Here is a 13,631-nt window from a genome sequence, read left to right as displayed (position 1 = left end):
CCCGATCTTGTTGCTTTTAGTATCGCCATTGGGTCAAATCCAGCCGATCGATGTCAGAATGGTTCAGATAAAGCTTTATACGTCCCTTCAATCAGTGGTAAATATGTTAAATAGCCTGCACACAGCCTTTGCTAGCAATCGAGTCCTCAAAGTCATCAGTGGGTTGAATAATTTCGATTTTCTGCGGGTGGCGATGGTAGTCAGAGCCGCAGATCGTGGCGGTGCAACATTTCTGGATATTGCTGCCGATCCCGAATTAGTACGGATGGCACGTCAGCTCACCCATCTCCCGATCTGTGTTTCTGCCGTCGAACCCGAGTTATTTGTCGCGGCTGTCGCCGCAGGTGCTGACTTAATCGAGATTGGTAATTTTGATAGTTTCTACGCTCAAGGCATCCGATTTGAAGCAGATGAAGTTTTGACCCTGACTCAAGCTACGCGTGCCTTATTGCCCAGTATTACCCTGTCTGTGACCGTTCCCCATATCCTGAGCTTGGACAAACAAGTCGAGCTAGCGCAAGCTCTAGTCGCTGCGGGTGCAGACATCATCCAAACCGAAGGCGGCACCAGCAGCACTCCCAGCCACCCTGGTACGCTCGGCTTAATCGAAAAAGCAGCACCAACTCTCGCGGCTGCTTATGAAATCTCACGCGCTGTCAACGTTCCCGTACTTTGTGCCTCTGGTTTATCTAGCGTCACCGCACCACTAGCGATTGCCGCTGGTGCCGCCGGAATCGGCGTCGGTTCGGCAATCAACAAGCTCAACGACGAAATAGCCATGATTGCCGTAGTTCGCAGTTTGGCAGAAGCTCTCGCCGCAACTCCTGTTGCAGTAAGAGGGTAGATGGTAGGGGGTAGAGGGTAGACGCGTCTTTGACTCTCTACTCCTTTTTCTATGCTCCTCACTCCCTCACTCCCTACTCCCGATCCTATCCCTACCCTCTATATCCGGTAAACCCCACTGACATCGATCGGCAAATACCAGCTAAAATACTTAATAGCTTCCTAGTGATAATGGAACACCTGCTGTGCTTGCTCAACTAATTGCTGACTTCCGAATTATTTTCGATCGCGATCCTGCTGCTCGTAACTGGGTAGAGGTTCTCTTCTGCTATCCAGGGCTACAAGCCTTATCGCTACATCGTTTTGCTCACTGGCTGTATGAATTAGGTATCCCCTTTATCCCCCGCTTTATTTCACATCTAGCACGGTTCTTTACAGGCATTGAGATTCACCCAGGTGCGACAATTGGCAAGGGGGTCTTTATCGATCATGGGATGGGGGTAGTTATTGGTGAAACCGCAATTATTGGGGACTATGCGCTGATCTATCAGGGTGTGACGCTCGGCGGTACTGGGAAAGAAGTTGGGAAACGACATCCGACACTGGGTGAAAATGTCATTGTTGGGGCAGGGGCAAAAGTATTGGGAAATCTCCAAATCGGTAGTAATGTGCGGATTGGTGCGGGTTCGGTGGTATTGCGGGATGTCCCGTCAGATTGTACGGTAGTCGGCATTCCTGGGCGGATCTTGTATCGAGCTGGCGAACGCGTCGGGCCATTGGAACATGGTAGCCTACCGGATACTGAAGCTCAAGTGATTCGCGCCTTGGTCGATCGGATCGAAAGTCTAGAGCAACAAGTCCAGAAAATGCAAGTGGAACAAACTTGTAATGCGATCGTCCAAGGGATCGAAACTCCCTCAGCAGAGGGGATCGAGGCACCGCAAAGCTGTCATTTGGAAGATAAAGTCATTCGGCAATTTTTAGATGGTGCAGGTATTTAAAATTGACAGTTGACAGTTGACAGTTGACAGTCGATAGCATTGTGATTAAGTAGGTGGGCGTACTTAAACATAAGATATAATGTAGAGTGGGCAGTGTCTTTACTAAAATACATGCGGATAAGACCGCCGCGTGATTTTAGTCGCTGCCCACCAGATCGGTTTCAGGAGATATCGATTTGACAAATAATTATAATGACTTACTTAAATAGCAGGGGTGATTGACAATCACCCCTGCTGTTTTGATGACAAATTCGGAGCCAATTTAACGATCGTTACTAATAATGGATGCGATCGAATATCCAATCGATCGCCGATCGTGTAGGATAATTGGGTATTGTCGTAAACCCTGCATTTATCAATCTGAAAATTGAAATAATGATAAAAAAATCCTTGGTTGCTCTGTGTTTAGGCTTGATTTCGACCAGCAGCATCGCTGTGCCCATTGCTGTTGCTGCGGACGCTAAATCTACCAATCGGGTATTGCCAGATCTGACGATCGGGTGCGATCTGGCGATCGCTGGTGGTGGGTTGAGTGGTACGGCGACTGCTTATGAAGGGTTACTGGCTGGGAAAACAGTCTGCATGACAGAGATAACTGACTGGGTAGGGGGACAAATCACCGCGCAGGGAGTATCGGCACTAGACGAACGTCCCACTCAACGCACCAAACTGTACTTCCCACGCGGCTATCTCGAATTTCGGCAAAAAGTGCAAGATTTTTATGGCAAATTAAATTCTGGCTACTGCTGGGTGAGTGAAGTTTGTTTCATCCCCAAAGACGGTGACAAAATCTTGTATGGGATGTTGAAGAGCGCGGAGAGTAAGGGTAAAGGGAAGTTGTATTGGTATCCCAACACAGTTGTCAAAGAACTCATCGTCCGCAACCGAGGGACGGGAAAACAGATTAATGCCGTTGTCGCTATCCAACACCAGCCGCAACCTGGAACGGCACCACTCAACACCGAACCATTGTCACAGACGATCGATGATACCTATAGCGACAGCGATTCTGCCAAGTTCAAGAAGCAAAAAATCATCTTCATCCCCACCTATAAAACTCCCAACCAGCAAGCAACTCAACCCGCAGATTGGTATGTAGTCGATGCCACCGAAACCGGAGAACTGATCGGATTGGCGGATGTCCCATATCGGCTGGGACTCGATCCGCGCTCATCTGACGAACCCTCGGCCGCAACTACGACAGGCGACCCTTACTGCACCCAGGGATTTACCTACCCATTCGCGATGGAGACAACAGAGACACCGAGACTACAGGTGCAACCAGTATTCTATCAACAGTATGCGCCCTACTATAGCTATGAACTCAAACGCTTGGCTGATTTTGGGGTAGTCTATACCTATCGGCGCATCTACAGCTCCGGTACGGGCAAACCGAGCAAATTTGGCGGAATTAACTACACTGCACCCACACCAGGCGATATCTCCATGCAAAACTGGACGTGGGGCAATGATTATCGTCCTGGTAGTGCCGCTGATAATTTGATTCTCGATCGATCGCAACTGCAAACCAGCGGTCAATTGCAACCAGGTGGCTGGATGGGCGGCTTGCGGACAGATACCCTCCGTAAAGGTGAAGAACATGCCCAAGGCTTCTATTATTGGCTAGTTGCGGGTTCGACTGACTCTCAAGCCAATCCCGACCCCCAATCACCCGATTATTGGGTCAAAACGCCCAATCCCAATCAACGCTATCTGAGTGGATTGGACTCACCGATGGGGACAGTACATGGCTTATCCAAATATCCCTACATCCGCGAAGGACGGCGCATCATCGGTAGACCTAGCTATGGGTACAAAGATGGATTTACGATCGCCGAGGTCGATATCAGCCGCAACAACCTACTCGATCGCGCCAAAATGCCAGAATTATCAGCCGCCGCCAATCGACGGCTAGAGGCAAGTTTGTCGGGGGTAAATGCACTCGATGTCTTGACCGGAGCTAAAGTGACCCCTCGCAATCGCGCGACTATCTACGCCGATACAGTCGGGATCGGACACTACGCGATCGATTTCCATCCCTGTATGCAAAACAGCCCTCCCGAAGCTCCCAATAACCGCGAACGCGATGGCGCGCGCCAAGGCGGCGGTCAAGCTTATCCCTTCCAAATCCCCTTGCGGGCAATGATCCCTCAAAAGATTGATAATATGTTGGTGGCTGGCAAAAGTATCGCCACTAGTCATGTTGCTGCTGCTGCGTATCGGGTACACTCCTTTGAATGGTCTGCTGGTGCTGCTGCTGGTACTACCATCACCTATGCGCTAGAAAAAGGCATCACCCCCGCTCAAATGGTCGAAGATCTCCCCAATCGTTCGCCCTCAATTATTGAGTTACGCAAACGTTTAGAAGCCAGCAACAACCCAACATCGTTTCCGAATACTTCAATTTTTAACAATAACTGGCAAGAGTGGAAGTAATTAGCTATGGTTTTTACGACTGAAAAGTCTAGTCAAACAGTCCCAAAGACCTACCCAAATTTTAAAGTCATCGTCTTGGATGATGACTTTAATACCTTTGAGCATGTGCATACTTGCTTGATGACTTATATCCCCGGAATGAGTGAAGATCGGGCGTGGGAACTCACCAATCAAGTCCATTTTGAAGGACGATCGATCGTCTGGGTCGGCCCTCAAGAGCAAGCGGAACTCTATCATCAACAGTTACGCCGTGCGGGTTTGACGATGGCACCGCTAGAGGCGGCTTGAATAGTTTGAATTTAATTAAAGTCTCAGTTATCGATCGATCTGAGACTTATTACATACGCTATTTTACTAAAATGTGCTATGCTGCTCTAACTGTTCTTTTTGCAGCCTCAGTTTCGTAACATTTTAGAATTAAATCGTTTAAACGAGATAGATCGCTGACTGATGAAATTATAACTCTGGAGGCAGCATCTCCAATTGATGCTGGGACTTCCTGAGCTTCAAAATTTGGAGCTAGTAATTTTACTTCATCAACAGATAGTCGAGTTACAAAGCTTTTTTTCTTTGGTGATAAATATAGTCTTAAAAACCACCAATTTGTTTTACCTACATTGACTCCAAAATAAGATATAACATCTTTGTATTTTACTTCTAAGTTGTGAGATTTAGATAAGCTTGTAATAAACTTGATTTTCTCAAATGCCTCTAATTCCTCAGCGGTTGTCTCTATTTGACTACTTGCTCCATCTTGTTCGGAGCTATCTTCCTCTTCATCGATCTCTTCTAATTTTATAGTTGAGATCGATTCAATTGATTGTCCCATTTCCTTGCTAATAGATTGAGTCATCAATTCAACTAAGCTTCCTTGAATAGATTTTTTAACTATCGGTCGAAACTTCTCAATTACCTTACTTGTTATTTTACTGTCTATTGCATATTTAGAGCTGATGCTACCAAGCTGTGAAATGAGAAATCGAATAAATTCATCAGAAGGAGAGCGAAGTAGCTTATCTACTAGTTGAGTCATACCTCTCAAGTAGACCATTTCTTCTGCATGTTTCTTAATTGCAAAAGCATCAAAATTATCTCGATGAAATAGTATTAAGTTTTCGATTTGCTCCCGATCGTAATTAAGGATATTGAAGCTAAAGAAAGGTTCATCATCCATCATGTTTTCATGACGCAAGTCTGTAAAAAAGAGATATTCAACGCCATTTGTGACAATAGCAACCTTAGCTGAACGTAACCCATTAAAATACCGCTTGAGCTGACCATCGTGAGCCTCAGGCTTTTGGCCGCGAGCCTTAGCTTCAATTAGCATGACAATTGCGTTACTAATTGAGATAGCATAGTCAACTTTCTCTAACTGTCCCGATCTTTTAATCGCAAAATCTGCTTTGTACTCAGGGATAACCTCAGTGGGATCGAAGCAATCATAGCCCAAGGTACCAAAGAATGGAACAATTAATCCCATTTTTGTTGCTTCTTCTCCTGAGACTACTTCAGCCCGCTTGCGGACTTGCTCTGCAACTTTAACGATCTCATCAGCAAATGCCATATTAATTACTTCAATAACTAGAATATATATATTTAGATTGCCCGAAAGTTAAGCCAAATCTCTCATCGAGCGATCGCAGCAGCTACCAAATAGCCGTGCAATAATAGAGATGATTTCGACCATCATCGTTTACACATTTACCAGCCTGAGGTAGAAGCAATGATTGGGATTACCCTCCAAGAAACCAGAGTTTATCAAGATGCCAAAGCTGAAGGCAAAGCTGAAGGAGTAACAGAGGGTCGTCAAACTGAGGGACGGTCTTCGATCTTACGCCAATTGTCGCGGCGATTTGGGACGTTAACATCACAAGTCCATACCGCAGTGTTAGCTTTGTCATTGAAGCAGCTCGAAAATCTTGGGGAAGCTTTATTGGAATTCGATCGCATTGATGATTTGGTGAGTTGGTTGGAGACTCATCGGGAGTAACGATCGATCGAATACACCCTCATTCCCACTCCTGCAATCGATCGAGCCAATGCTGCAATGCCCGCTCGATCTGCTCCTTACGTCGCTCAAAATTGGCAGCGAGGGTAATAATAAGGATACCTGCCAATAAGCCGATCGCCCATTTGGTAATCGAATAGTCAGCGATAAGCACGAGTAACTGATAAGTAATGGTCAGCAAAAACGTCACCGTCCCGACATAAAACCACGCTCGTACCCTCATTACTAGTCCGGTGAGCGCGATCGCTAGTCCAAGGGCGATCGGTAACCACGGCTGATGCCATACTAAGGCTGTGACCGCGATCGTGCCGCTACCACCGATCCGCCCATAATGACGATTTCGCTGGGAGTTTTGCCAGTAAGGGTCCCACTGGACCGCTACCAAAATCGACAAGCCCACCAGCAGTGCATACCAGATCGGACTCGTCAACTGATACTCAAATAGCAGCCGCATCCCCGCCCAGTTGATAAATACCAGACTCAAATAAGCCCAGCCAAACCGCCGTTGTCGTCGCGCTACTGCTGCATAAAACACCGCCAGCACGACCAAATTGAGCAGCGAAATCCGTTCCCACTCAAATACTACCCGCGTTAAAGGCAATACCAGTGCGACTATGCGCCACGGGCGATCGTGCCAGCCCCATTGTCGCCAGGGAGCTAGCAACAGCAGCAAACCCACTAGACAAGCTAGTAAAATCAATCCCTCATCAATGATGCCCAGATTTTGAAATATCGATCGCGCGTAGATGCCCACGCCCAACAGCTCCACCAAGCCGACATAAATCCACCAATCACTCCCCGCTGGCTGCTGCCGTGCTGCGCGGGCTTGGAGCGCAGCATAACCGCCCAATAACACGCCGACAGCTAAATGCAGCCATGTCAATCTGGGTGTCGCCATCGTCGGGACGCTGGCGGCGGCTAGATTCCAGGCACTTGCTACCGCCCAGTGGACATGCGCGACTTTGGTCAGATCTGCCAGCGGGAAATCCCACCAGCGATCGCCACTCTGCCGCCACCGCCACCATACACCCAACCGATAACTCAGTGCCAATACTGCCGTCACCAAGCCATAGACAGTCAAGGCATCAACGATACTACCGCCCACCGGAGCTTGAGTCAGGTAATGAGTAACTAGCTCATAACCACCCAAAGTTACCAATAGCATCCCGCCATAACCGATCGCTTTAGCCTCCAGGCGGCGACTGGTAAGCACCCCAACTACACCGACGATCGCCGTTAGCAGCCCAGTATAAGTAGTAAAAAATGGCAGTCTCAGGATTAAGCCCCACCCTGCTAATAGGCTCGGTAACAATTTGGACTCTGGTAGTAGTTCTGCGCGTTCTGGATGTCGGCGATCGCCCACATCGATCGCTACCCACAGCGGCACGGAGAGGATGATATTGAGAGTTGCCAGTGCCAAGGTATCCCCACCGACTAGATGCACCACAGCAGATAGCGCGATCTGGATCGTCCAATTGCAGCCCCAAAACCAGACGCGATCGGGAACTGATGAGTTTTGCCACCGTTGGCGGTAGCGGATCGCTGCGACCAAAATTCCGGTAGCTAATAGTGTTGTGAAATCTCTACTTTCAAACCACTGTGTTGTGGGTGCAGCATCTCCCCAAGGCAAGCTCAGTGACGGTACCAGCCAGTTGAGATGGTCGCGAATATAGTCGATCGAGCCGATGATTAATCCTATTCCGGCGATCGCGATCGCCCATCGATCGCTAGCTAGCGCATAGAGTCGGGGTAACTTGCGACTAATAAACCACAGACTACCACAGGCGATCGCCCCGACGATCGACCAGTAGCCAGGGAAAATGTCACCTGCCAGCAGATTGACGATCGCTCCCAGTCCAAAACCGATCTGAATAACCGCCGCTGAAAGCTGTTGCAGTCTTTTGAATAGAGGAAACATTAAGCCAACAGCCAGCAGCAGGAAAATCGTTGGAGCTGTTGTGCCGATCGCGGATTGCCATGCCAATCGATCCTCGATCGTCAACACCAATCCCGCGCCCAAAGCTGCGATCGCCCACCAAGCAGCCATAGTCTGGCTGGTAAGCTGCCACGGCTGCACTGGCGGCTTCCGAGTCGCCACATAAGTCAAAGCGATCGGGATCGGCACCCACCACAGCCACAGAGATCGCGCTTCAGGGTAAGTCGCTAGTGTCAGCAGACAGCCATAGGCGGCGATCGCCAACCCCAGCCCAAAATTCGCACTACTGCGCTGCCAGCCATCCCAATTGCGCCGGACGGGTTGGGCACAGAGCCAGAATTCGACTACCGCCAAGCTGCTTGAGGCGATCGCCATCACCAGCAGATCGACTGCCAAAACATCACCGCCAGTAGCAGTGACAAAGTTGCTAGCGATCGCTCGACACCAATCCCAGCGATATCCCAGCGCAGCAAAAATCGTACCCACTCCGCACAGGTGAGTGAGATAGATATAGCTCGTCCGCACTGGCAAGTAACGTAGCGTCAAGTGAGCCAAAATGAGGGTGGACGCCAATAAGTCGATGAATAAACTTAGCGGCACAGTCAAATTGACCAGCACTAGTATCGCCCCAGTCCACAATATCAGCGACTCACCCGTGCGCGCGATCGAGTGCCACTCTTTGCGCCAGAATCGATCGGTAATCCAAACCCACAGCAGCAAGTACGGGAAAATTGTCAGCGAACCAGCCACAAAATAGTTCTGACCGAATAGCTGAATCAGAATGGGTACAACCCATGCAAAAATCCTGCCAGGATCTAAAGGTAGCCACAGGAAACTACTGAGGACATAGGCTTGCAATCCGACCAAAAATAGCCAGATCGCCTCGCGATGTTGGCGATCCGATCGCAGCCGTTGCCACAGCCATTGTAGAGCCAGACAACTCACCGCTACTGCTTGCCAGGAGCTACCTGTGGGTACACTCACCAAGTCGCCGATCCCCAGCAGCCACCCCAGCATCAATAAACTCGCCCCGATTCGCTGATACAGCCGCGCTAGATTGGCTAGCGTCACCCGATAGCGTGCCAACCGGACAGCCGAGCCGTAGATCTCGCCCACCCGTTCCAACCGCCTGAGCCGCTCGGACTTTTGTAACCCCCACTGCGTCCATAACCAGCCCACAATCCCGATCGCCAGCCCAAATCTATTTAGAGGTAAAGACGTGACAACCAGCCCCCGCAGTAGCAATACCCCCACACCATAAATAGCCAGCGCACCACCTTCGCGTTGGCGAATTTTGGGCAACCAGATCGCCACCCCGATCGCCCCGATATAAATCGCGATCGTTGACCAGGACTGGATTTGCCAGCCGAGTTGCAAACCGCCCAAACCTAAATAAATCAGTAGTAACCAACCCAACTGCGGTGCATCACTTTTGCCCTGCTGTTGTCGATACTTGAGGTAGACAATCCCCATTAGCCCGACAATTGCCACCAGAGCAGTCACCAGCTCCAGCGGTTGCTGCCACAATCCAAACGAATCGATCGCCCAAAAATTGACGGGAATCAGCAGCAGCGTCACGATCTGTAACGTCTGAGCCGTCAGTCTCAACCCCTCCTGCCGCCGCGCCCAGCCACCTACGACCCAAAACCCGATCGTATACAGCCACAACAAGCCATACTGCCCCCACGCCGGAAATAGCGACCACTGAGTAGCTGCCAAAACTCCAGAGGAGAGGATGACTAGGAATACACCCAAAAACAGCAGCCAGCGGACACTCAATTCATCCTTGAGGTTGCGCCAGAGGGTTTGGGCGGAGGAGGGGATCTTGGCAGGTTTGGCTGTGGGCGGTGGGACGACACCTGTAACAGCTACAGGCAATGCTGGTAGCTCGATATCTTCACTCAGACAGGTACTAGCGATCTGGAGGATTTGCGCTCGATCGAGCATTCCCGATCGCACCAATCGATCGAGGATCGCCAATAGTGCTGGATCGTTGGGATCGATCTGCAACTCTAACCAGATCGATTTCACTGACGGCTGGGACATAATTGCTTGGAGGTGACTAGGTACTATCCTCCCTTAGTATTCCCCTGTTTGCGCTCCGGCTTGTGACAGTTTGGCGATCGCTCTACCGCCGATCTTGGTGCTTACAAGCAATTTGCCCCACTTTTAGAAAAATTTTGACAAAGATGAGATTAGTTTCCGGATGGTTGAGTGTCTTTGGTGTAAATAACAGAACGATCGCTTGGTTTGGATATCTGCTCGCCGCACAACTACTCATTTTCAACATGCTCAAATATTCAGTCATCGCTGGGACAACTGCCATTATCAATCTAGTTTTAGTCTTAACCAATCCACCACAGATTGTCAATGCAGTGGAATTTGAGGGATTGACATCGATTAGTCATGAGAAGCTCATTATCAAAGATACCAAATCTATTCAGATCGATGCTAAACAGCAATCCGATCTTCAAGGTATCCATGAAACCCTCACCCAGTATTATCGGGGCTTTAATGAGTACAACATCGATCGAATGGAACGGGTATCGATCTCAGTCTCACCTGCCGAAAAGAAATATTTACAAGGCATCTTCGCTCAGCTCAGGGCTGCTCAGGTAGATATGAGTGTCGAAGTTCAAAATATTGAGCTAGTCTCCCTCACTGCCAACAATGCTCTCATCAATGTCGAGCAAGTTATGAAAACTAAAAGCCCACTCAGATCGATGACTTCTCAACAGTCAGCATCTGTCATGCTAACTAAATATCGAGGTAAATGGAAAATTAGCGATGGCAATACTGTTGTCAAGTCCATCAGATAACTAGTGCGATCGATATTATTACGATCTTCAGGTTTGTCTAGTTATTTAAATTCGCTCGATTAATACTCGGTCTTCACTCGATCCAGTTCTACTCATTAATTATAGATCTAAACCAACAGTTCAATATTATCATCGTAATTTAAAATGAAACCATCGACTATAAACTGGTTGTCGAAAGCAATCATAATGTCATTATTTCTAACAGTTATCAATATAGATACACCAGCGGATGCCCAATCGATCGCTCGTTTGCCCAAGATCTCTATGGGATCGAGAGCGAAGGTAGTTGAATCCTTGCCATCAGTGACAGATCTCAATCTAACCGTACCCGTTTCTGCTGATGTATTGTCACCTCAAGATCGCAAACAGGTTGATTCGATTGTTCCTTTTTGGTCTCGTCCTCGCAAAAATAATTCATCAACTACCGTACCTAAAATAAAAACCAATGGCTCTAAAATAAAAACCAAAAATACTGGCATCTCTAAAACTTCATTAAACGTAATAGATTCCAAAGCTAAGTCTAAGTTAATAAATCAAAGATCGAGTTCTACGTCTCCTGATTCTTTAAGCATATCGATCGCCAAAAACAATCAAAAAGCAAAACCTAGTTCCAGAAGACTTGCCGTAGCCACCAACTTACAAATGAGTGGTAACTATCTGCGCCTAGTTAGAGATGTCAGCCAAGGAACTAATGACATCGGTAATCCGATCTACACTCTCGAAGCTTATGTCGATGGACAGAGATATCAGACATTTAGTACCGTATCAGGAACGGTAAATACTCAAACTAGCGATCGCCATATCGGTAACAACTCGGCACCACTACCAGATGGTTTATACGAAGTTAGTAATCAAATTATTCCAGGGAATATACCTGAAGTTGGCAAGACATTCATTAGTATCTTCCCAAAATTTGGAACTAGACGCAGCGATCTAGGTATTCATCTCGATCCCAGTTTTAATCAACGCAATGGTTATGATGGCACGGCTGGATGTATCGGCATGACAACGACAGCAGATCGGGATGCTATTAATGAATTTGTAGCCAAATATCAACCCCGCAACTTATTCGTAAAAATTGCGATCTCAGCAGATCGGGAGTGACAGCTATCTCAATTACAGCAAATCTGTGGCGATTGCAAGTCTGCGATCGCCACAGATTTTTATGTTATTATATATGGAAATAATCTAATTATTTAAAATATTTATCAGTTATGGATCGCTCCAAGATCGTTGCAGTTATTACAGGTGTCATCTCAATCGCACTCGCGATCGCCTATTTACTTGTAGTGCAGCTCCTTGATTTTCGGGGCGAAATGCTCCCTGCACCGATCGTCGATACTCTAGTCCAGAGTTTACAGTTTCCCCTCATCATCAATATTTAGCCGATCGCCATTCGCCATCCCCTAGATCTCTGATTTGACACTCAGAAGGGATTAATTGTTGCTTATCTCCATACCAGTGGGATTAATTAGAGGATGAACGATCGTCTCTCCACCATTGACTTTGCAAAGCTAGTGAGCGCATCATTATTACGGCTACGGATGAAATCGCCATTTTTTGGCACGCTGGCGATGTTTGCCCAATTTGTACCCAGCATGACGATCCCGTCCGCTGCCACCGATGGGCGCAATATATTTTGCAATCCCGAATTCCTCCAGTCCTTGTCTACGCCACAACAGGATGGATTGTTACTACATGAAATCCTCCACGCAGCACTACTACACCCCGTGCGATTGCGAGAACGCGATCCGCACTTATGGAATATCGCGGCTGATATCATTGTCAATGGTACGATCGCGCGGCAGTGTAGCTTTGAATTACCACCTGGGGGACTCAGGGATCAAAGATTAGAACATTTGAGTGTGGAAGAAGTATATGAGTTGTTGCGGACTACCGGAGCAAATAACTACCAACTAGCCGATCTCGACTTGATAGCGACGCCTAGAGAAATAGGCGCAGCCGCTATTGCCGAGACACTCGAGGCGCGGGAGCTGGCTCAACCACAGGTATTGGCAGCGCATTGGCGACAGGCGATCGATCGCGCAACTGCCATTGCCACCACTCAAGCGGGTAAATACTCACGGGGAATCGATCGCACATTTGGATCGAGCGTCAACCCGCCGTTGGACTGGCGCGCCTATTTGTGGCAATATCTGGCTCAGACGCCCACAGATTTTGAGGGATTCGATCGCCGATTTGTCACTCGGGGGCTGTACCTGGAAGCATTACGGGGCGAATCAGTGCGGGTTTATCTCGCGATCGATACTAGCGGTTCGGTAAGTGAGACGACACTCTGCTTATTTATGTCCGAAGTCCGAGGTATCTTGGGCGCGTACCCCCATCTAGAGTGCGATTTATACTATGTTGATAGCGAGGCTGATGGCCCCTATGCACTCACCCTCAGCGATCCATTACCAACACCTCAAGGCGGCGGTGGTACCTCTTTTGTGCCATTCTTCGATCGAGTCGCTGCAACTTGGGACGGGCATACGCAAGCTGTGTGTATTTATCTAACTGATGGCTACGGCGAATTTCCGGCGATCGCACCTGTATTACCGACACTATGGGTAGTTACTGCTGGCGGACTAGATTTGGCTCAATTTCCATTTGGGAAGACTGTAGGGTTAATCGATCGAGGATGAGAA

The 13,631-nt window shown here is 48.3% G+C and carries 11 protein-coding genes; 9 read left to right on the top strand and 2 right to left on the bottom strand.

Features of this window, described 5'->3' with window-relative positions:
- The first annotated feature begins 103 nt into the window (after positions 1-103).
- The 4 genes from ACEW9I_RS23030 (at position 104) to clpS (ending at position 4,508) form a co-directional block, all read left to right on the top strand.
- Positions 104-844: a DUF561 domain-containing protein gene (locus ACEW9I_RS23030; RefSeq protein WP_373542662.1), complete on the top strand. Its 741-nt coding sequence runs from the start codon at positions 104-106 to the stop codon at positions 842-844.
- A gap of 184 nt (positions 845-1,028) precedes the next feature.
- The gene (cysE, locus tag ACEW9I_RS23025) at positions 1,029-1,784 is read left to right on the top strand and encodes a serine O-acetyltransferase (RefSeq protein WP_373542661.1); all 756 of its coding nucleotides are present in this window, start codon (positions 1,029-1,031) and stop codon (positions 1,782-1,784) included.
- A gap of 375 nt (positions 1,785-2,159) precedes the next feature.
- Entirely contained in the window at positions 2,160-4,220 is a 2,061-nt protein-coding gene (locus ACEW9I_RS23020; RefSeq protein ID WP_373542660.1) for an FAD-dependent oxidoreductase, read from the top strand.
- A 6-nt stretch (positions 4,221-4,226) separates the two neighbouring features.
- Entirely contained in the window at positions 4,227-4,508 is a 282-nt protein-coding gene (gene clpS, locus ACEW9I_RS23015) for an ATP-dependent Clp protease adapter ClpS (RefSeq protein ID WP_373542659.1), read from the top strand.
- A 76-nt stretch (positions 4,509-4,584) separates the two neighbouring features.
- Here the strand turns inward: clpS and ACEW9I_RS23010 are convergent, their stop codons facing one another.
- A complete protein-coding gene (locus ACEW9I_RS23010) occupies positions 4,585-5,784 on the bottom strand; it encodes a restriction endonuclease subunit R (RefSeq protein WP_373542658.1) in 1,200 nt (399 codons plus the stop codon).
- A 159-nt stretch (positions 5,785-5,943) separates the two neighbouring features.
- Between ACEW9I_RS23010 and ACEW9I_RS23005 the strand changes: the two genes are divergently transcribed.
- A complete protein-coding gene (locus ACEW9I_RS23005) occupies positions 5,944-6,210 on the top strand; it encodes a DUF4351 domain-containing protein (protein WP_373542657.1) in 267 nt (88 codons plus the stop codon).
- A gap of 19 nt (positions 6,211-6,229) precedes the next feature.
- Here the strand turns inward: ACEW9I_RS23005 and ACEW9I_RS23000 are convergent, their stop codons facing one another.
- Entirely contained in the window at positions 6,230-10,210 is a 3,981-nt protein-coding gene (locus ACEW9I_RS23000; protein WP_373542656.1) for a hypothetical protein, read from the bottom strand.
- A 143-nt stretch (positions 10,211-10,353) separates the two neighbouring features.
- On the opposite strand from ACEW9I_RS23000, the gene ACEW9I_RS22995 reads away from it, so the two are divergent.
- The 4 genes from ACEW9I_RS22995 (at position 10,354) to ACEW9I_RS22980 (ending at position 13,628) form a co-directional block, all read left to right on the top strand.
- Positions 10,354-10,983 carry a hypothetical protein gene (locus ACEW9I_RS22995; RefSeq protein WP_373542655.1) on the top strand — a complete coding sequence of 210 codons (630 nt, stop codon included), beginning with the start codon at positions 10,354-10,356 and terminating at the stop codon, positions 10,981-10,983.
- Between the two features lie 186 nt (positions 10,984-11,169).
- On the top strand, positions 11,170-12,087 hold the full coding sequence (locus ACEW9I_RS22990; protein WP_373542654.1) for a hypothetical protein: 918 nt from the start codon (positions 11,170-11,172) through the stop codon (positions 12,085-12,087).
- A gap of 110 nt (positions 12,088-12,197) precedes the next feature.
- A complete protein-coding gene (locus ACEW9I_RS22985; RefSeq protein ID WP_373542653.1) occupies positions 12,198-12,368 on the top strand; it encodes a hypothetical protein in 171 nt (56 codons plus the stop codon).
- A 93-nt stretch (positions 12,369-12,461) separates the two neighbouring features.
- Positions 12,462-13,628 (top strand): VWA-like domain-containing protein, encoded by a 1,167-nt coding sequence (locus tag ACEW9I_RS22980; RefSeq protein ID WP_373542652.1) that lies wholly within the window; start codon positions 12,462-12,464, stop codon positions 13,626-13,628.
- The last annotated feature ends 3 nt before the right edge of the window (positions 13,629-13,631 follow it).

The organism is Chamaesiphon sp. (assembly GCF_041738855.1).
Lineage (GTDB): Bacteria > Cyanobacteriota > Cyanobacteriia > Cyanobacteriales > Chamaesiphonaceae > Chamaesiphon.
This window is presented reverse-complemented; position numbering and strand designations above follow the sequence as displayed.

Coding starts and splice junctions, on each gene's coding strand:
- ACEW9I_RS23030 (WP_373542662.1), top strand. CDS start 104: ATGTTAAATAGCCTGCACACAGCCTTTGCTAGCAATCGAGTCCTCAAA.
- ACEW9I_RS23020 (WP_373542660.1), top strand. CDS start 2,160: ATGATAAAAAAATCCTTGGTTGCTCTGTGTTTAGGCTTGATTTCGACC.
- clpS (WP_373542659.1), top strand. CDS start 4,227: ATGGTTTTTACGACTGAAAAGTCTAGTCAAACAGTCCCAAAGACCTAC.
- ACEW9I_RS23010 (WP_373542658.1), bottom strand. CDS start 5,784: ATGGCATTTGCTGATGAGATCGTTAAAGTTGCAGAGCAAGTCCGCAAG.
- ACEW9I_RS23005 (WP_373542657.1), top strand. CDS start 5,944: ATGATTGGGATTACCCTCCAAGAAACCAGAGTTTATCAAGATGCCAAA.
- ACEW9I_RS23000 (WP_373542656.1), bottom strand. CDS start 10,210: ATGTCCCAGCCGTCAGTGAAATCGATCTGGTTAGAGTTGCAGATCGAT.
- ACEW9I_RS22995 (WP_373542655.1), top strand. CDS start 10,354: ATGAGATTAGTTTCCGGATGGTTGAGTGTCTTTGGTGTAAATAACAGA.
- ACEW9I_RS22990 (WP_373542654.1), top strand. CDS start 11,170: ATGTCATTATTTCTAACAGTTATCAATATAGATACACCAGCGGATGCC.
- ACEW9I_RS22985 (WP_373542653.1), top strand. CDS start 12,198: ATGGATCGCTCCAAGATCGTTGCAGTTATTACAGGTGTCATCTCAATC.
- ACEW9I_RS22980 (WP_373542652.1), top strand. CDS start 12,462: ATGAACGATCGTCTCTCCACCATTGACTTTGCAAAGCTAGTGAGCGCA.